Below are 17827 nucleotides of genomic sequence, written 5' to 3'. Positions count from 1 at the left end.
GCTTGGACAAGGCGCGCCGCGGGGCGACCGCGGCGCGCCGGTTTCATTGCATGTCCGTGCGGCCGCCACGCGACCGCACGCAGGAATCCAAATGCTGACCTATATCGTCAAACGCCTCCTGGGCATGATCCCCACGCTGCTGCTGGTCGCCGCGGTGGTGTTCCTGTTCGTCCATATGCTTCCCGGCGACCCGGCGCGCCTGGCCGCCGGCCCGGAAGCCGATGAGCAGACCGTCGAGCTGGTGCGCCGCGAGCTGGGGCTGGACCTGCCGCTGCCCCAGCAGTTCGTGCGCTATTTCGGCAACATGCTGCAAGGCGACCTCGGCGTATCGTTGCGCAGCAAGCGCCCGGTCAGCACCGAGATCGCGGACCGCTTCGTGCCCACGCTGTTGCTGACGCTGACCAGCATGGTCTGGTCGGTGCTTTTCGGCATGATCATCGGCGTGGCCTCCGCGGTGTGGCGCAATCGCTGGCCCGACCGCCTGGGCATGACGCTGGCCGTCTCCGGCATTTCCTTCCCGGCCTTCGCGCTGGGGATGATGCTGATGCAGATATTCTCCGTGAACCTGGGCTGGCTGCCGACCGTGGGCGCTTCCAGCTGGAAGCATTACGTGCTGCCGTCGATCACGCTGGGCGCCGCCGTGGCCGCCGTCATGGCGCGGTTCACGCGTTCGTCCTTCGTCGAGGTGATCCAGGAGGACTTCGTGCGCACCGCGCGCGCCAAGGGCCTGGCGGAATCGCTGGTCATCACCAAGCACACCCTGCGCAACGCGCTGATCCCCGTGGTCACCATGATGGGCCTGCAGTTCGGCTTCCTGCTGGGCGGGTCCATCGTGGTCGAAACCGTGTTCAGCTGGCCCGGCCTGGGCCGGCTGCTGGTGGACGCCGTCACGCAGCGCGACTATCCGGTCATCCAGGGATTGGTGCTGTTGTTTTCCCTGGAGTTCATCGTGATCAACCTGGTGGTCGACGTGCTGTACGGCGTGATCAACCCCAGCATCCGGTACAAGTGAGGCGGCCATGACGCAACTCGACACTACAGCCTCCCTCTCCGGCGCGCCCGCGCGCGCCGACGATGTCCGCACGCCCTTCAGCGAGTTCTGGCGCAAGTTCAAGAAGCAGCATCTGGCGGTCGCGGCGGGCGTCTTCGTCCTGCTGCTCGTCCTGGTCGCGGTGCTGGCGCCCTGGATCGCGCCCTTCGATGCGGAAAATTTCTTCGACTACGACAACCTGAATGCCGGCCCCTCGCTGACGCACTGGCTCGGGGTTGATTCCCTGGGCCGCGATATCTTCAGCCGCATCCTGATGGGAGCCCGCATCTCGCTGGTCGCCGGCTTCGTGTCGGTGGCGCTGGGCGCCATCGTCGGCACCTTCATGGGCCTGATGGCCGGCTATTACGAAGGCTGGTGGGAGCGGGTCACCATGCGCATCTCCGATGTGCTGCTGGCCTTTCCCGGCATGCTGCTGGCGATCGGCGTGGTGGCCATCCTGGGCTCCAGCATGGCGAATGTGGTGGTGGCGGTGGCGGTCTTCAGCGTGCCCGCCTTCGCACGCCTGGTGCGGGGCAACACCCTGTCCATCAAGCACATGACCTATGTGGAAGCGGTGCGCAGCATCGGCGCCTCCGATTGGACCATCATCACGCGCCACATCCTGCCGGGAACCATTTCGCCCATCGTCGTCTACGGCACGATGCGCATCGGAACGTCCATCATCACCGCGGCCAGCCTGTCCTTCCTGGGCATGGGGGCCCAGCCGCCCACGCCGGAGTGGGGCGCCATGCTGAGCGAGGCGCGCGCCGACATGGTCACATCGCCGCATATCGCCGTCTTCCCGGCCCTGGCGATCTTCCTGACGGTGCTGGCCTTCAACCTGCTGGGTGACGGCCTGCGCGACGCGCTGGATCCCAAGATCGACCGGCGGTGAGCACCATGGATGTATCGCCCGACAGCGGCCGCGCCGCGCCGCGCGCAGGGGTGCTGCCTGCCGGTCCGCGCGATAGCTTATGCGACGTCGGCGGCGTGACCGTGGGTCACCACACCCTGGCCGCCGGCCCCGTCCAGACCGGCGTCACGGTGGTGCGGCCGCACGGCGGCGACGTCTACCGGGACAAGGTGCCGGCCGCCGCGACGGTGCTCAACGGATTCGGCAAGAGCGTGGGCCTGGTCCAGGTCGACGAATTGGGCGTGCTGGAGACGCCGATCGCGCTGACCAATACGTTCTCGGTCGGTACGGTCATGAACGCGCAGATCCGGCAGGCCGTTGCGGCCAATCCGGAGATTGGCCGCGCATGGCCGACGGTGAATCCCTTGGTGTTCGAGTGCAACGATGGCTACCTGAACGACATCCAGGCCATGGCCGTTACCGAAGCCGATTACGTGGCGGCCCTGCGATCGGCCAGCGCCGACTGCATGCAGGGCGCCGTCGGGGCCGGCCGCGGCATGTCCTCGTTTTCGTTCAAGGGCGGCATCGGCACTGCGTCGCGCCAGACGCGGGCCCTGGACGGGCTGTCGTGGACCGTGGGCGCGCTGGTGCTCTGCAATTTCGGCCGTCTTCCGCTGCTCACGGTGACCGGGCGGCCGTTCGGCCGCTGGCTGGAGCACGAGCGTGGGCAGGGCGCCCTCCCGCCGGGCGATGACGGCAGCAGCCCGGAAAAGGGATCGATCATCCTGCTGCTGGCCACCGACGCGCCGCTGGACGCCCGGCAATTGCGCCGGCTGTCGCTGCGCGCCGGCGCCGGGCTGGCCCGCACCGGGTCGGTTTTCGGCCATGGCAGCGGCGATATCGCGCTGGCCTTTTCCACTGCCTATACGGTGCCGCACCTGGCTGAACGTCCCATGCCGGCCATGGCCATGCTGCACGAGACGCGGATCGATCCATTGTTCGAAGCGGCCGCCGAAGCCATCGAGCAGGCCATCCTGCACGCCCTATGGCATGCCGATACCGTCGGCGGCCGCGACGGCCATGTGCGTCTGGCCCTGCGCGAGGCCATTCCGGCCTGGCGCCAATGGCTGGCGCGCGCGCCTTGACGCCCGGGCGCCACGGCGAGCCCGCGCAGCCCAGGCGCTCGCTGTCCGTGCCGCCGGCTTTCCCCTAAACCGCACTCTGGATCCGATCCCTCATCCCATGCGCATTCTCATTTCCACCGACATCGAAGGCGTCGCGGGCGTCTTCCATTCCCAGCAGGTCACCGCCGGTAATCCGGAATACGAGCGGGCGCGCGCCTGGATGACCGGGGAGGCCAACGCCGCCGTGGTGGGCGCCTTCGAAGGCGGCGCCGACGATGTACTGGTCAACGACTCGCACGGCGGCTATCGCAACCTCTTGCCCGACGGCATCGACGAGCGCGCGCGCCTGGTGTTGGGCAAGCCGCGCTACCTGGGGATGATGGGGGGCCTGGAGGAAACTTGCGACGCCGTCTTCATGGTCGGCTACCACTCGCGCGCCCAGGGCCGTGGCGTGCTGGCCCATACCATCAATGGTTTTTCCTTCGCCAAGGTGCGCGTCAATGGCATGGAACTGGGCGAGGCCGGCCTGTACGGGGCCGTGGCGGGCGAACTGGGCGTGCCGGTCGCGCTGGCCAGCGGCGACGATGTCTTCATCGGCGAGACCCGCGAACTGTTTCCCGGCGCCGTGTGGGTGCAGACCAAGATCGCGCGGGGGCAGGGCAGTGGCGTGTCCCTCTCGCCCGCGGCCGCGCGTACCGCCCTGCGTGAAGGGGCGCGCGAAGCGATGCGCAATGTCGGTTCGCTGCGGCCCTGGCGTATCGAACCGCCTATAGAATGCGTGCTGCAGACGCAGAACTCGGCGCTGGCCGACCTGTTCTGCACCTGGCCCGCGCTGGAACGCGTGGACGGCGTCACGCTGCGCTTCACGACCGGCAGCATGCGCGACGCGGTGCGCACGCTGAACAGCCTGGCGGCCATGTCATTCATGTTGCGCTAAGGATCCCCATGTCGAACCCCGATGCCCGTATCGCCGCCTTGCGCCAGGCCATGGCCGCGCACGGCCTGTCCGCCTACATCGTGCCGTCGGCCGATCCGCACCTGTCGGAATACCTGCCGGGGCGCTGGCAGGGCAGGCAGTGGCTGTCCGGCTTCACGGGTTCGGTCGGCACGCTGGTCGTGACGGCCGATTTCGCCGGCTTGTGGGTCGACAGCCGCTATTGGGTCCAGGCGCAGGCACAGCTGGCAGGTACCGGCATCACGTTGATGAAGCTCGGTGGTCCCGACGTACTGCCCCATACGGAATGGCTGGGGGCGCATGCGCGCCCAGGCGACCGCGTGGGCGTCGACGGGCAGGTGCTGGCCATGGCCGGCCATCGGGCCCTCACGGCGGCCCTGGCCACCACGGGCGCGGCCCTGGACATCGGGCATGACCTGCTGGAGGCGGTCTGGCCCGAGCGCCCCGGGTTGCCGGCCGCGCCGGTGCGCGAGCACCGGCCGCCTTACGCCTGCGTCGCCCGCGCCGACAAGCTGGCGGGCGTGCGCCAGGCCATGCAGGGCAAGGGCGCCACCGCTCATTTGGTCAGCACCCTGGACGACGTCGCATGGCTGTTCAATCTGCGCGGCGCGGATGTGGACTACAACCCGGTCTTCGTGGCGCACGCGCTGGTTCTCCTGGACCGCGCGGAACTGTTCGTGGCGACGGGCAAGATCGATCCGGCCCTGCGCGCCGTACTGGCGGCGGATGGCGTCGCGGTGCGGCCGTACGAGGAGCTGGCGGCCGCCCTGGGGGCACTGCCGGGCGACAGCGCGGTGTTGCTGGACCCCGCCCGCGTCACCGTGGGCGTGCAGTCGGCCCTGCCGGCGCAGGCGCGCCGCATCGAGGGCATCAACCCCAGCACGCTGGCGAAATCGCGCAAGACCGACGCAGAACTCGTCCATGTGCGGGCGGTGATGGAGCAGGACGGCGCGGCCCTGTGCGAATTCTTCGCCTGGTTCGAGGGCGCCCTGGGGCGCGAGACGATCACCGAACTCACCATCGATGAAAAGCTGTCCGCCGCCCGCGCACGGCGCCCGGGCTTTGTGTCCCTGAGCTTCGGCACCATCGCGGCCTTCAACGCCAACGGCGCCATGCCGCACTACCGGGCCACGGCCGAGTCGCATGCCACCATCGAGGGCGACGGGCTGCTGCTGATCGACTCCGGCGGGCAGTACGAGGGCGGCACGACGGACATTACCCGCGTTGTGGCGGTGGGGGCGCCCAGCGAGGCGCAGAAGCACGACTTCACCCTGGTGCTCAAGGGCATGATCGCGCTGTCGCGGGCGCGGTTTCCGCGCGGCGTGCTGTCGCCCATGCTGGACGCCATCGCCCGCGCGCCCATCTGGGAGGGCGGCGCCGAATACGGACACGGCACCGGCCACGGCGTGGGCTATTTCATGAACGTTCATGAAGGGCCCCAGGTGATTTCGCATCGCGCGCCGGTGACGCCCCATACCGCCATGGAGCCCGGCATGATCACATCCAACGAGCCGGGCATCTATCGCCCGGGCCGCTGGGGGGTACGCATCGAGAACCTGGTCTGCAACCGTCCCTGGCAGGCGACGGAGCTGGGTGAATTCCTGGCTTTCGAGACGCTGACGCTCTGCCCGATCGATACCCGCTGCATCGAGGCCGGGCTGTTGCGCGCGGACGAGGTGGCCTGGCTGGACGCCTACCACGCCCAGGTACGGGAACGGCTCCTGCCGCACGTGCAGCAGGCCGCCCGGGACTGGCTGTTGGCCCGCACGGCGCCGCTCGCGGGGCGTTGAGCCGCGCCGCGTTGTTACTTCGCGACGCCAGGGGAAAAAACAGGATTCGCCGACCTGCCGGCTATAATCCAAATTTCCCGCACGCGCCCGGCCGCCCCGGGCGCTCAACACGATGACCAAATACGTATTTGTCACCGGTGGCGTGGTGTCTTCCCTGGGGAAAGGCATCGCCGCCGCGTCCCTCGCCGCGATCCTGGAATCGCGCGGCCTGCAAGTCACGCTGCTCAAGCTCGATCCGTATATCAACGTCGACCCCGGCACGATGAGTCCCTTCCAGCATGGCGAAGTATTCGTCACGGAAGACGGCGCCGAGACCGACCTGGACCTGGGCCACTACGAACGCTTCATCACCACGCGCATGCGCAAGGTGAACAACTTCACCACCGGCCAGATCTACGAGTCGGTATTGCGCAAGGAACGGCGTGGCGACTACCTGGGCAAGACCGTCCAGGTCATTCCGCACATCACGAACGAAATCCAGGATTTCATCGCACGCGGCGCGGAAGCCTGCTGGGACGGCAACACCGACGTGGCCATCGTCGAGATCGGTGGCACGGTGGGCGATATCGAATCCTTGCCCTTCCTGGAAGCCGCGCGCCAGATGAGCCTGCGCCTGGGCCGCAACAATGCGGCCTTCATCCATCTGACGCTGGTGCCGTTCATCGCCTCCGCGGGAGAACTGAAGACCAAGCCCACGCAGCACTCGGTGCAGAAACTGCGCGAAATCGGTATCTACCCGCACGCCCTGCTGTGCCGCGCCGACCGCCCCATTCCGGACGACGAGCGCGCCAAGATATCGCTCTTCTCCAACGTGCCGCTGGATGCCGTCATCTCGGTGTGGGATGCCGACTCGATCTACAAGATCCCCTCCATGCTGCACAAGCAGGGGCTGGACAACCTGGTGTGCGAGGCGTTGGGCCTGACGCCGCCGCCGGCGGATCTTTCCATGTGGGATGACCTGATCGATGCGCTGGAGCACCCGGTCCACCAGGTCACCATCGGCATGGTCGGCAAGTATGTGGACCTGACCGAATCCTACAAGTCGCTGACCGAGGCGCTGGTCCACGCGGGCATCCACACGCGCTCGCGCGTGAAGATCGAATACATCGACTCGGAAGACCTGGAAGCCCATGGCACGGAGGCGCTCAGCCACTTCGACGCCATCCTGGTTCCGGGCGGCTTCGGCAAGCGCGGCACGGAAGGCAAGATCGCCGCGATCCGCTATGCCCGCGAACACGGCGTGCCTTACCTGGGCATCTGCCTGGGGATGCAGCTGGCCGTCATCGAATTCGCCCGCCACGTGGCGGGCCTGGGCGGGGCCAACAGTACGGAATTCGATCCGGCCGCGCCGCATCCGGTGGTGGCGCTGATCACCGAATGGTTGGACCGCGAAGGGCGGGTTGAAAAGCGCGACCTCACTTCCGACCTGGGCGGCACCATGCGAAAGGGCGCCCAGCGCTGCCCGGTCAAGCCAGGCACGCGCGCGGCGCAGATCTACGGCGCCGAGGTCAACGAGCGCCATCGCCACCGCTACGAAGTGAACAATGTATATGTGCCGCGTCTGGAAGAGGCCGGGATGGTCATCAGCGCGCGCACGCCCACGGAGAACCTGCCGGAAATGATGGAACTGCCGGCGCATCCCTGGTTCGTCGGCGTGCAGTTCCACCCGGAGTTCACCTCGACTCCCCGCGACGGGCATCCCTTGTTCTCGAGTTATATCCAGGCTGCCATCGCTCATCAGGAGCGTCGTGGCAAGGAGACGTCATGAAGCTCTGCGGTTTCGAAGCTGGATTGCAGCATCCCTTTTTCCTGATTGCGGGTCCCTGCGTCATCGAGTCCCGTGAACTGGCGTTCGAGACCGCGGGCAAGCTGAAGGAAATCACCGGCAAGCTGGGGATACCCTTCATCTACAAGAGCTCCTTCGACAAGGCCAACCGCAGTTCCGGCAAGTCGTATCGCGGGCCGGGCATGGACGAAGGACTCAAGATCCTGGACGACGTCCGCGCGCAGTTGGGCGTGCCGGTACTGACCGACGTCCACGATACGCCGCAGGTCGCGGACGTGGCGGCAGTGGTCGATGTGCTGCAGACGCCGGCCTTCCTGTGCCGTCAGACGGACTTCATCCGCGCCTGCGCGGCGACGCTGAAGCCTGTGAATATCAAGAAGGGCCAGTTCCTCGCGCCGCATGACATGAAGCAGGTGGCGCTGAAGGCGCGCGACGCGGCCATCGAGGCGGGCGGGGACGGCAACACCATCATGGTGTGCGAGCGCGGAGTCTCGTTCGGCTACAACAACCTGGTGTCCGATATGCGGTCGCTGGCCATCATGCGCGAAACGGACTGCCCGGTGGTGTTCGACGCCACGCATTCGGTACAGTTGCCGGGCGGGCAGGGCACCTCGTCCGGCGGGCAGCGCGAATTCGTGCCGGTCCTGGCGCGCGCGGCCGTGGCGGTCGGCGTGGCCGGACTGTTCATGGAAACCCACCCCAATCCGGCTTGCGCGCTTTCCGATGGCCCCAATGCCGTGCCCCTGCATCGCATGGCCGAGCTGCTCGAATCGCTGGTGGCGCTGGACCGCATCGTCAAGGCGGCGCCCTTCATCGAAGCCAGCTTCGACTAGCCCGCGCGCCGGGCAACGCAACGCTTTTTCATTGTCTTAGGGAATAACAACCATGAGTGCAATTGTCGACATCATCGGGCGCGAGATCCTCGATTCGCGCGGCAACCCGACCGTGGAATGCGATGTGCTGCTGGAATCCGGCGCCATGGGCCGCGCGGCGGTGCCCTCCGGCGCCTCGACCGGCGCGCGCGAAGCCATCGAACTGCGCGACGGCGACAAGAACCGGTACGGCGGCAAGGGCGTGCTGCGCGCCGTGGAGAACCTGAACACCGAGATTTCCGAAGCCCTGATGGGCCTGGACGCGCAGGAGCAGACCTTCGTCGACCGTACCTTGATCGAACTCGACGGCACGGACAGCAAGGAGCGCCTGGGCGCCAATGCCATCCTGGCTGCCAGCATGGCCGTTGCCCGCGCCGCAGCCGACGAATCCGGCCTGTCGCTGTATCGCTATTTCGGCGGCAGCGGCCCGATGAGCATGCCCGTGCCGATGATGAATGTCATCAACGGCGGTGCGCATGCGAACAATACGCTGGATCTGCAGGAGTTCATGATCCTGCCCGTGGGCGCCGGCAGCTTCCGCGAAGCCCTGCGCTGGGGCGCCGAAGTGTTCCATGCCCTGAAGAAGCTGATCAACGCCCAAGGCATGTCGACGGCGGTGGGCGACGAAGGTGGCTTCGCGCCCAACGTGCCGAATCACGAAGCGGCTATCCAGCTCATCCTGAAGGCCATAGACGAAGCCGGCTATGAGGCCGGCAGCCAGATCGCCCTGGGCCTGGACTGCGCCAGCTCCGAGTTCTTCCGCGACGGCAAGTACACCTTGCAGGGCGAGGGCGGCATTTCGCTCAGCTCGCAGGAATTCGCCAATCTGCTCGCCACGTGGTGCGACAAGTATCCGATCATCTCCATCGAGGACGGCATGGCCGAAAATGATTGGGACGGCTGGAAGCTCCTGACCGATCAGCTCGGCAAGAAGGTGCAACTGGTCGGGGACGATCTGTTCGTGACCAACACCCGCATCCTGAAGGAAGGCATCAACAAGGGCGTGGCGAATTCCATCCTGATCAAGATCAACCAGATTGGCACGCTGACCGAAACCTTCGCGGCCATCGAAATGGCCAAGCGCGCCGGGTATACCGCGGTCGTATCGCATCGCTCCGGCGAAACCGAGGACTCGACGATCGCCGATATCGCGGTGGCGACCAACGCCATGCAGATCAAGACCGGCTCGTTGTCGCGTTCCGACCGCATGGCGAAATACAACCAGCTGCTGCGCATCGAGGAAGAACTGGCCGAGGTGGCGTCCTATCCGGGCCGGGAAGCCTTCTACAACCTGCGCTAAAGCGCTGCGGCGCCGCGGCACGCCCCAGCGCGGCGTGCCGCGCCCGTCAACCCCTTCCATACGGATCCGCGCATGCGTTTGCTGTTCCTGGTTCTGCTGGCCCTGGTTTGTCTGATCCAATATCCCTTGTGGTTCGGCAAGGGGGGCTGGTTCAAGGTATGGGACCTGCAGAAGCAGATGGCCGCGCAGCAAGCAGTGAATGAAGGCATGCGCGCGCGCAATGCTGCGCTCGACGCTGAAGTCCGCGACCTTGAAACGGGAACCGGCGCGCTCGAAGAACGCGCACGCAGCGAACTGGGCATGATGAAGGACGGCGAAGTGTTCGTTCAGATCGTGCCGGCCGGCACGCCCTTGCCGGTCAAGCCGCCCGCCGCGCCACCTGCCCAGAACACTCCTCCGCGGCGCTAGCCGCGAGTCCGGATCCGGACGCCAGCCGCCCCGGGATACAAGGGGCGCGACGTACTTGGCGCGACGTAATTTCTGAATAGCCGGTATTGTTGGCCCGCTCGGGCACGCACATAATCCCTCCAGTCATTGGCGCGTGAATGCACGGCCAGGCCAGGGAGATTGAACATGCACGATCGGCGTTCTCATGGCCGGTGTTCTCATGATCGGCCCCTCGCGTTGCTGCGCAATGTCCATTCCGGGGCAACCGGCTTGCTCGCCGCGTGCCTGTTGATCGCCGGTGTTTCGCCGGCCCGGTCGAGTACGTCGGCGGGTTCCGTAAGCGGCTATGAGGACTCCCCGCTGTCCATCGCGGTGGTTCCGAACAGCCAGAAGGCATACGCGACAGCCTCGTTTTCCCCGGGTAGCCCGATCGCGGTTATCGACACCGGCAAGAGCGCTGTTACGGGCTACGTCAGCGGCTACTACAATCTTCTACCCGGATATGTCGGAGTCTCGCCCGACGGCCGCGTCGCGGCGGCGCTGGATTATCAAACCAGCGCCATCTACATCATCGACACCGCAACGGACGCGGTGGTCGGCCAAGTCGCATTCGCAACCCAGCCGGATCCCGGCAATGGCTATTTCTCCACGGTGGCGTTTTCGCGCGATGCCAAAACCGCTTATGCCACCTATAGGGTGCTGGGCAAGGACGACCCCGGACTTACCGTAATCGATGTAGAGAACAAAAAGGCCACCGGCAGCATCGACGGCTGGGGCATCTCTATCGCCAGTTCTCCCACGCAGGACAAGGCCTACCTTACCGCCGGCTCCGAAGTGGCCGTCATCGACACGAAGCAAAACGCACGGCGGGGTTCGGTCCAGAACATGCAGCAATACGTGCGTGGCTTCGGGGCATACGCAGCAGCCTTTTCCCCCGATGGCCGGACTGCCTATATAGGAGGAAGCGACGGCAACCAGAATCCGGCCATCGTCGTGGTGGACGCGGCCAAGGACACCGCGACCGGCGCCGTGGACCTGAGCGAATGGGCGGGTTGCGGTTGGGGCGGGCCTTCCGTATTCGACGTCATCTTCGCGCCTGATGGAAAGACCGCCTTTGCCCAACTGGGTGGTGCGGGCTGTAGGAATCCAGATCAGGGCGGTACGCTGGTGATCGATGCAACGACGAACACGCCCGGCGGCACGATCCCGGGGCTTCCGCTCGGCGGCTGGACCCGGTCCTGGTCCAACGGAACGTCGGTCCTCGCTGCGAGCCCGGACAGCAAGCGCGTCTACCTGGCGCTGATAGGGCAGTTCAACGGTGACCGGGACTACATCGCCGTGGCGAACCTTGTGCCCGCAATCGCCAAAACGGCATTGCCATCGAGCGGCCCGGCCAAAGGCACCCAGGTGACGATCCGCGGGGCGAATCTGCAGGGCACGACGGCGGTGTATTTCGGGGGCGCCGACTACCAGGGCAAGGATCTGGTTGTCGTATCCGATTCCGAGATCACGGTAACGGCGCCGCCACACCCGGTAGGCGTGGTCGATGTGACCGTCGTGAATCCGGGGGGCAATGCCACCATGCCCAACGGTTTCACCTACATCACCATATTGCCCGCGCCATAAGCTTGCGATCCTTGAAGCCGGTTCGTCGGGGTCCGCTTCCCACGCCAGCGAGGCGTTGCGCGCCTGCGCCTGTACCCCACATATGAACCGATATAAACGGGCGCCGCGGCATTCGATACGGCAGCATGTGGGTCACTCAGGTTTACAGCAAATTACCTGCTGCGCGTTAGGCCGCGGAACTAGACTATGCGCGCAGGGATCACCAAGGGCAGCCGCTGGGTAAAGAGAAGGCGCATGCGCTTCCACTCCGTGGCCACTGCCCGTCGAACAAGGTGAAACAGATGGCCCGCTTGCTTCGTATGCCGATTTGGCTTGGGATGACGTGGAAAACTGCCATGGGGCCTGCCCTGGTCACGCTCGCTGTCGTCGCGGCCATGGTGCTGCCAGGGCTCGCGCAGGCTACCCTGGGCAACAAGGCCATCGGCAATGTTTTCGCATACGAAGGCCAGGATCCCAATCGAATCGCCTTTACGCCGGACGGAAGCAAAGCCTACGTCACCAACGCCTTGTCTGATACCGTGTCGGTGATCGACACGCGTCAGGGCGCGGAAACCGGCATCATCAAACTGCCCGCGGGAAGCACCCCGGCCAATATTGCGGTCTCTCCGGATGGACGCAAGGCGTACGTTCTCAACCTGGGTTCGCATACGGTCGCAGTCATCGATACGACGACAGATACCGTGGGCAAGCAGGGGAATGTGCTGAAGTACCAGGGCAGCAATCCCTACGGTATTGCTTTCCATCCGGATCCGGCCAGGCACCTGGCCTATGTCACGAACAACGACGCCAGCGCGACCGTATCCGTGATCGACACATCGAGCGATACGCAAACAGGCACCATCGCCGGCTACGCCCCGGGCCAAGGCGCGCATGGCGTGGCCTTCTCTCCGGATGGAACAATGGCTTATGTCGCGACCGCGACGTCGGTGGCGGTGATCGACGTCGCGAACGCCAGGCAAAGCCGACAGATCGCGGGCTATGCCGGGACCACACCTCTCAATGTCGCTTTCGTGTCCAACGCGAAAGCCTATGTCACCAACCAGGAGTCGGCCAGCGTGTCCGTCATCGATGCCGCAAGCAACAGGCAAATCGGCACCATCGAGGGGTTTACCGGCACGTATCCGGCCGTCGTGGCCGTGGCGCCGAATGGCGCCAGCGCCTATGTGACGGGCTATGGTTCGGATTCGGTGTCGGTGATCGACACGGGCAAGGACAGGCAGACCGGGACCGTCGATATGGGCCAGTTCAAGGGCCTGCACCCCAACGGTGTGGCGTTCCGTCCGGATCCGAACCCCGACAAGGCCGGAGATATCGCCTATGTGGCGAACAATGGCTCGAACAGTGTCTCCATCATCCAGGTCGAGCGAGCTGCCGCCATCATCGCCACGATACTGCCCGCCACGGGAACGACCCTGGGCGGGACCAATGTCACCATTACCGGATCCAATCTGACCGACAGTACAGGCGTCACCTTTGCAGGCACGCCGGGGACCAACCTCAACGTGGTCTCCAACACGGAACTGACCGTGGTGACGCCGCCCGCCCCGGGCGGCATGCCCGCGGCCGTCGACGTGGTGGTGCAGAATGGCGGGGGCCAGGGGGAAGCCAAGGGCGGATACACCTACACCACGCTGTTTTCCCGCTAGCGCTTGTTCTCACGCCGGCACGCGCATCGATCGCACCGGCGTCCTTCATTCGACGCAACACAGCAGGACGCCGCAGGCAGCGGGGTGCAGGTCGGACGCCGCATCGCCGGCTGGTCCGGGCGCCGTCAGCCGGCTCGCGACGGTAGGCGCGACAGAAGCCTGGGGCGGCGGCCATGCCCTTGGAGCCGGTGCCGTTGGCAAGCGTCGTTCGGACCCGGCGCCCACGGGGGCGGCAAAAGGCGCCCACCGTCCGTCCTGCTGCCCTGGGCGCCGCGTCCTGGGGTCCGCCGTGCCCAGGGCCGCCCGCGCCGCCCGGTACGAGCCCTGCGGCGCGGGCCAGTGGACCGGATGCGACTGCATCGGCAGCGCCATTTCCATGACCATCGTCAGCATGCCGGCGCGCAGGGCGGCCTGGTCCATGGGTGCTGCCGCGCCGATCGCACGTAGCACGGCCCGCACCGCGGGCACCAGGGGGGCATGGATATAGGTCAGCCGCAAACGCAGCGTATTGGCCTCGAAGATCGTCTGTCCCGACAGCGGTCCGCGCCCGTCGTGCCAGCCCTGGGATCGCCTGCGCGCATGCTGCTCCGCCTGGTAGTCATTATTGATGACCGGCAGGCCGCGCGCGCCGTCGACGCGCAGCGCGGCGTCGCCGAAATCCGCGTACGCCGTGCCGGACGGCGCGAGGATATCGATGCGCCATGGCAGCAACCCCGTGCGGCGGGTAACTTCCAGCAGGTCGGCCCGCATGCGGGCGTGCGCGCTGCGGTGCTGTCCCGGCGGGACGAACAAAGGCAGCAGGCCGTGCTCGAACGCGTCATCGATGACCTGCGGCCGTGCGTGCGCGGTGGCGCCGGCGCGTGCGGCGTCGAGCAGGGCCAGGTTGAGGATTTGCCGCACCACGTGCCATCGCGCCGCTTCGACCACGAGCAAGCCAGCGACGAGCAGCGGCAGGGCGGCCGTGGCGAACTCCACCATCGCGGCGCCGTGCTGGCGCGGCGGATATCGCGGGATGGCGCACGCTTGCGTGGCAAGGGTAATACCGAAAAGCATGGCGCCAGTGTGCGCCGCGCGCCTGCATGCGTCCATTACGGCAACTACGCGTGATAAACGCATGCACCGCGCCGGACGCTTCGATACCCGACGAGTCGGTCAGTGGACCGTGGGCGGGTCCTGTTCGGGGAAGGTACGGGAGCCGGAAAACAGGCCCGCGCAATCGACGGCGTCGAACACATAGGGCTTGCCGCAGAAATCGCAGGCCACCTCTACCTTGCCCCGTTCCGACAGGATGTCTTCCACCTCGGCGCGGCCCAGCATGCGCAGCATGTCCGACACCTTGGTGCGGTTGCAGGGACAATGCCAGCGCACGCCCAGGGGGTCGAACGCGATGAGCGTTTCTTCCCAATACAGGCGATGGATCAGGGTGTCGACGTCGGTTCCCAGCAGTTCGTCCGGCTTCAGCGTCGCTGCCAGCTGGCCGGCCCGGTTCCAGGTTTCCTCGGCGGCGCCGGGTGTGTGCGCGCTTCCGCCTTGCTCGGGCAGTCGTTGCAGCAGCAGGCCGGCTGCATGCTGTTCGTCCGATGCCAGCCAGAGACGGGTTTCGAGCTGTTCCGACTGCTGCATGTAGTGGCTGAGCGCATCGGCGACCGTGTCACCGACGATGGGAACGATGCCCTGGTAGGGCTGCTGGCCCGGCGCCTTGCGTTGAGGGTCCAGCACGACGATGAAGCGACCGTTGCCGCCCGGGTTCATCAGGCTTTGCATGGTGCCGGTATCCGGAACGACATGGTCCTGGCGCAGTTTGACGGTCGCGCGCAGGCTCAGGTCGGCGCGGCATTCCACGACAAGCAGGGCGATTGGACCATCGCCCTGCACCTGCATGACCAGGGAGCCTTCGAATTTCAGGTTTGCAGCCAGCAGTGTCGATGCGGCGATGAGTTCGCCCAGCAGGCGTCTCACCGCGATGGGATAGTCGTGATTCACCTGCGCGGCGCGCCAGGTTTCGTGCAGACGTACCGCTTGCACGCGTACGGTACGGTCTTCGAACAGGTATTTCTTCAGAAGATCGGTCATACAGGCATGTTAGCCGATTCACCCCTCCGAACCGGCCGTATGCGGATATGTCCCCATGGTCGAGCAGGGGCGGCCCCGCAGCTAGCCCAGGCGCTTGAGCGACCGCTTGTACTGGCGCGCGCGTTCGACATAGCCAGCGGTGTTGTGGTGCATGCGCGCGATTTCTTCTTCGGTGAGCTGGCGTACGACCTTGCCTATGCCTATCACGAGGCTATTGTCCGGGATGACCCGGCCTTCGGGAATCAGCGCGCCCGCGCCGATCAGGCAATTGCGGCCGACCACCGCATCGTTGAGCACGATGGCCTGGATGCCCACCAACGCGCCTTCGCGGATCGTGCAGCCGTGCAGCATGGCCTGGTGCCCAACGGTGACACGGGACTCGACGGTCAGGCCATGGCCTTCGTCCACGTGCAGGACGGAGGATTCCTGGATATTGCTGCCGGCGCCGATGATGATGGGCGCGTTGTCGCCGCGTATGGTGACTTGCGGCCAGATGCTGACGTCATCGTGCAACGTGACGTCGCCGATGATGTCGGCGCTATCGGCAATGTATGCGCTGGCGGCGATGCGCGGCGCGATGTCGTCCAACTGGTAGATGGCCATCAGGGTCTCCGTCGCGTCAGGCGGGCTGGCCGCCGGACGCCTTGTCCTCTTCACGCTGCCGCAACAACCGGCGCTGAACCTTGCCGGTCGTCGTCATGGGCAACTCATCGATGAATTCGATTTCCTTCGGATATTCGTATGGCGCCAGCCGTTGGCGAACGTGATCCTGCAGCCCCTGCACAATGGATTCCTGCGGCTGTCCGGCGTACTCCGGCGTCAGGACCACATAGGCTTTCACCAGGGCGCCGCGTTCCGGATCGGGCTTGGGCACGACCGCGGCGTTGGCCACGGCGGGATGCCCAAGCAGGCAGCTTTCGATTTCTCCCGGGCCGATGCGGTAGCCCGCCGACTTGAATACATCGTCGCTGCGGCCCGCATACCAGAGGTAGCCGTCCTCATCCAGGCGGGCCAGGTCGCCGGTTCTGCACCAGTCGCCCGAAAACTTGGCCGCCGTGGCGGACGGGTTGCGCCAGTAGCCGAGGAACAGGATGGGGTCGGGATCGCCGTGGATGTCGTAGCGATTCAGCGCGATGTCGCCGACTTCGCCGGCCCTCACCGGGTTGCCGTCCTCGTCGATAACGGCTACCTGATGCCCAGGGTAGGGACGTCCCATGCTGCCCGGCTTGGCGGGCCAGCGCTGGTTGCTGTTGCCCACCAGGTAGTTCATTTCGGTCTGGCCGAACATTTCGTTCGGCGTGATGCCGAGCGCGGACCGGCACCATTCGAATACGGTTTCTCCAACGCTTTCGCCCGCGCTCATCAGTCCGCGCAATACCAGGCGGTACCGTTCGCGCGGCGCCGGCACGGACTTCATCATCGCCTTCAGGGCGGTGGGGAACAGGAAGGTATTGGTGACCTGGTAGCGCTCCATCAGTTCGAAAGCGCGCTCGGGGGAAAAGCGCCCGCGCGTGCCTACAATCGGATGGCCGAAATACAGCGTAGGAAGCAGGGCGTCCATCATGCCGCCCGTCCAGGCCCAATCGGCGGGCGACCAGAACACGTCGCCCTGCTTGGGGAACCAGTTCTGCGAGGCGACGAACCCCGGCAGGTTGCCGATCAGGGCGCAATGCGGCAGCAAGGCGCCTTTGGGCGCTCCTGTCGTGCCCGAGGTATAGAGCAGGATGGCCGGATCGGTGGCCAGGGTGTTGATGCGCTTGAAAGCCGAAGGCTGGCGCGCCAGAAGGCTGCGCCAGGGCAGGACGCGTTCATCCGCGAAGCCGATGCCGATGATTTGCTGCAGGGCAGGGCATTGCTCCGCCACCGACAGCAGATTGGCGCTGGACGCCGCATCGACGACGGCGACGCGGGCTTCGGCGTCGCGCAAGCGGCTTTCGAGGGCCTCCGGGCCGAACAGTCCCGACAAGGGGACAATGACGGCGCCCACGCTATAGGTCGCCATGTGGACCACGGCGGTCTCTGGACGTTGTCCCAATACAACAGCTACGCGGTCGCCTTTGCCGACTCCCATGCGTACCAACCCGTTGGCCAACTGGTTGGCGGCTTCGGCCAGGCGCCGGTAGGTCCATACTTCCCGATTGCCCGCTTCGTCTTCGTAGTAGATGGCGATACGGCGCGCATCCACGGTGCTTTCCGCCCAACGGTGGCAGCAGACTTCCGCGATATTGAACTGGGTGGGTACGAGCCAGCGGAATGATTGATAAAGCGCCTGGTATTGATCGTTCATGGCCCTGTTGTGAGCGGTTACAACGATGGGACTCGTCGGCATTGCTTTTGGGGCCGGATTGCCCCAGACGCAAGCATGACCTAGAGGGCCATGAACTG

The 17827-nt window shown here is 65.9% G+C and carries 15 protein-coding genes; 11 read left to right on the top strand and 4 right to left on the bottom strand.

All coding sequences use genetic code 11. The annotated features are described in order from the left end of the window. Window positions 1-91: 91 nt before the first annotated feature. From gsiC to BAU07_RS17955, 11 genes are all read left to right on the top strand, one after another. Window positions 92-1012, top strand: a complete 921-nt coding sequence (gene gsiC, locus BAU07_RS18005) for a glutathione ABC transporter permease GsiC (protein WP_066660373.1) — start codon at window positions 92-94, stop codon at window positions 1010-1012. Window positions 1013-1019: 7 nt separating this feature from the next. Continuing rightward, on the top strand, window positions 1020-1925 hold the full coding sequence (gene gsiD / locus BAU07_RS18000) for a glutathione ABC transporter permease GsiD (protein ID WP_066660370.1): 906 nt from the start codon (window positions 1020-1022) through the stop codon (window positions 1923-1925). A gap of 5 nt (window positions 1926-1930) precedes the next feature. Beyond that, window positions 1931-3028, top strand: a complete 1098-nt coding sequence (locus BAU07_RS17995; protein WP_084025852.1) for a DmpA family aminopeptidase — start codon at window positions 1931-1933, stop codon at window positions 3026-3028. A gap of 97 nt (window positions 3029-3125) precedes the next feature. Continuing rightward, window positions 3126-3944, top strand: a complete 819-nt coding sequence (locus tag BAU07_RS17990; RefSeq protein ID WP_066660361.1) for a M55 family metallopeptidase — start codon at window positions 3126-3128, stop codon at window positions 3942-3944. Window positions 3945-3952: 8 nt separating this feature from the next. Beyond that, window positions 3953-5752: an aminopeptidase P family protein gene (locus BAU07_RS17985; protein WP_066660358.1), complete on the top strand. Its 1800-nt coding sequence runs from the start codon at window positions 3953-3955 to the stop codon at window positions 5750-5752. 112 nt (window positions 5753-5864) lie between these two features. Next, complete coding sequence (locus tag BAU07_RS17980; RefSeq protein WP_066660355.1) at window positions 5865-7520, top strand: CTP synthase; 1656 nt, start codon at window positions 5865-5867, stop codon at window positions 7518-7520. Beyond that, entirely contained in the window at window positions 7517-8371 is an 855-nt protein-coding gene (gene kdsA, locus BAU07_RS17975) for a 3-deoxy-8-phosphooctulonate synthase (protein ID WP_066660352.1), read from the top strand. Before BAU07_RS17980 ends, kdsA begins: the two co-directional genes overlap by 4 nt. A gap of 52 nt (window positions 8372-8423) precedes the next feature. Continuing rightward, window positions 8424-9710, top strand: a complete 1287-nt coding sequence (gene eno / locus BAU07_RS17970) for a phosphopyruvate hydratase (protein WP_066660350.1) — start codon at window positions 8424-8426, stop codon at window positions 9708-9710. A gap of 72 nt (window positions 9711-9782) precedes the next feature. Beyond that, window positions 9783-10118, top strand: coding sequence for a cell division protein FtsB (ftsB, locus tag BAU07_RS17965; protein WP_066660347.1), 336 nt, complete (start codon window positions 9783-9785; stop codon window positions 10116-10118). Between the two features lie 165 nt (window positions 10119-10283). After that, entirely contained in the window at window positions 10284-11723 is a 1440-nt protein-coding gene (locus BAU07_RS17960; protein WP_084025851.1) for an IPT/TIG domain-containing protein, read from the top strand. 335 nt (window positions 11724-12058) lie between these two features. Beyond that, window positions 12059-13369 carry a beta-propeller fold lactonase family protein gene (locus BAU07_RS17955; RefSeq protein WP_066660342.1) on the top strand — a complete coding sequence of 437 codons (1311 nt, stop codon included), beginning with the start codon at window positions 12059-12061 and terminating at the stop codon, window positions 13367-13369. 45 nt (window positions 13370-13414) lie between these two features. Here BAU07_RS17955 and BAU07_RS17950 read toward each other — a convergent pair whose 3' ends face one another. From BAU07_RS17950 to BAU07_RS17935, 4 genes are all read right to left on the bottom strand, one after another. Next, a complete protein-coding gene (locus BAU07_RS17950) occupies window positions 13415-14422 on the bottom strand; it encodes a TadE family protein (protein WP_066660340.1) in 1008 nt (335 codons plus the stop codon). Window positions 14423-14521: 99 nt separating this feature from the next. Continuing rightward, complete coding sequence (hslO, locus tag BAU07_RS17945; RefSeq protein ID WP_066660338.1) at window positions 14522-15442, bottom strand: Hsp33 family molecular chaperone HslO; 921 nt, start codon at window positions 15440-15442, stop codon at window positions 14522-14524. An 81-nt stretch (window positions 15443-15523) separates the two neighbouring features. After that, entirely contained in the window at window positions 15524-16045 is a 522-nt protein-coding gene (locus tag BAU07_RS17940; protein WP_066660331.1) for a gamma carbonic anhydrase family protein, read from the bottom strand. Window positions 16046-16061: 16 nt separating this feature from the next. Further along, window positions 16062-17729, bottom strand: a complete 1668-nt coding sequence (locus BAU07_RS17935; RefSeq protein ID WP_066660329.1) for an acyl-CoA synthetase — start codon at window positions 17727-17729, stop codon at window positions 16062-16064. Window positions 17730-17827: the final 98 nt, after the last annotated feature.

It is taken from the genome of Bordetella flabilis, assembly GCF_001676725.1.
Taxonomy (GTDB): Bacteria; Pseudomonadota; Gammaproteobacteria; order Burkholderiales; family Burkholderiaceae_B; genus Bordetella_C; species Bordetella_C flabilis.
The sequence above is the reverse complement of the archived record's forward strand: the minus strand, read 5'-3'. Positions and strand labels throughout refer to the sequence as shown.

Excerpts from the sequence above, each read along its gene's own strand:
- gsiC (WP_066660373.1), top strand. The coding sequence starts at position 92 with ATGCTGACCTATATCGTCAAACGCCTCCTGGGCATGATCCCCACGCTG.
- BAU07_RS17980 (WP_066660355.1), top strand. The coding sequence starts at position 5,865 with ATGACCAAATACGTATTTGTCACCGGTGGCGTGGTGTCTTCCCTGGGG.
- BAU07_RS17995 (WP_084025852.1), top strand. The coding sequence starts at position 1,931 with ATGGATGTATCGCCCGACAGCGGCCGCGCCGCGCCGCGCGCAGGGGTG.
- BAU07_RS17960 (WP_084025851.1), top strand. The coding sequence starts at position 10,284 with ATGCACGATCGGCGTTCTCATGGCCGGTGTTCTCATGATCGGCCCCTC.
- hslO (WP_066660338.1), bottom strand. The coding sequence starts at position 15,442 with ATGACCGATCTTCTGAAGAAATACCTGTTCGAAGACCGTACCGTACGC.
- ftsB (WP_066660347.1), top strand. The coding sequence starts at position 9,783 with ATGCGTTTGCTGTTCCTGGTTCTGCTGGCCCTGGTTTGTCTGATCCAA.
- BAU07_RS17940 (WP_066660331.1), bottom strand. The coding sequence starts at position 16,045 with ATGGCCATCTACCAGTTGGACGACATCGCGCCGCGCATCGCCGCCAGC.
- eno (WP_066660350.1), top strand. The coding sequence starts at position 8,424 with ATGAGTGCAATTGTCGACATCATCGGGCGCGAGATCCTCGATTCGCGC.
- BAU07_RS17985 (WP_066660358.1), top strand. The coding sequence starts at position 3,953 with ATGTCGAACCCCGATGCCCGTATCGCCGCCTTGCGCCAGGCCATGGCC.
- BAU07_RS17950 (WP_066660340.1), bottom strand. The coding sequence starts at position 14,422 with ATGCTTTTCGGTATTACCCTTGCCACGCAAGCGTGCGCCATCCCGCGA.
- BAU07_RS17955 (WP_066660342.1), top strand. The coding sequence starts at position 12,059 with ATGGGGCCTGCCCTGGTCACGCTCGCTGTCGTCGCGGCCATGGTGCTG.
- BAU07_RS17990 (WP_066660361.1), top strand. The coding sequence starts at position 3,126 with ATGCGCATTCTCATTTCCACCGACATCGAAGGCGTCGCGGGCGTCTTC.
- kdsA (WP_066660352.1), top strand. The coding sequence starts at position 7,517 with ATGAAGCTCTGCGGTTTCGAAGCTGGATTGCAGCATCCCTTTTTCCTG.
- gsiD (WP_066660370.1), top strand. The coding sequence starts at position 1,020 with ATGACGCAACTCGACACTACAGCCTCCCTCTCCGGCGCGCCCGCGCGC.
- BAU07_RS17935 (WP_066660329.1), bottom strand. The coding sequence starts at position 17,729 with ATGAACGATCAATACCAGGCGCTTTATCAATCATTCCGCTGGCTCGTA.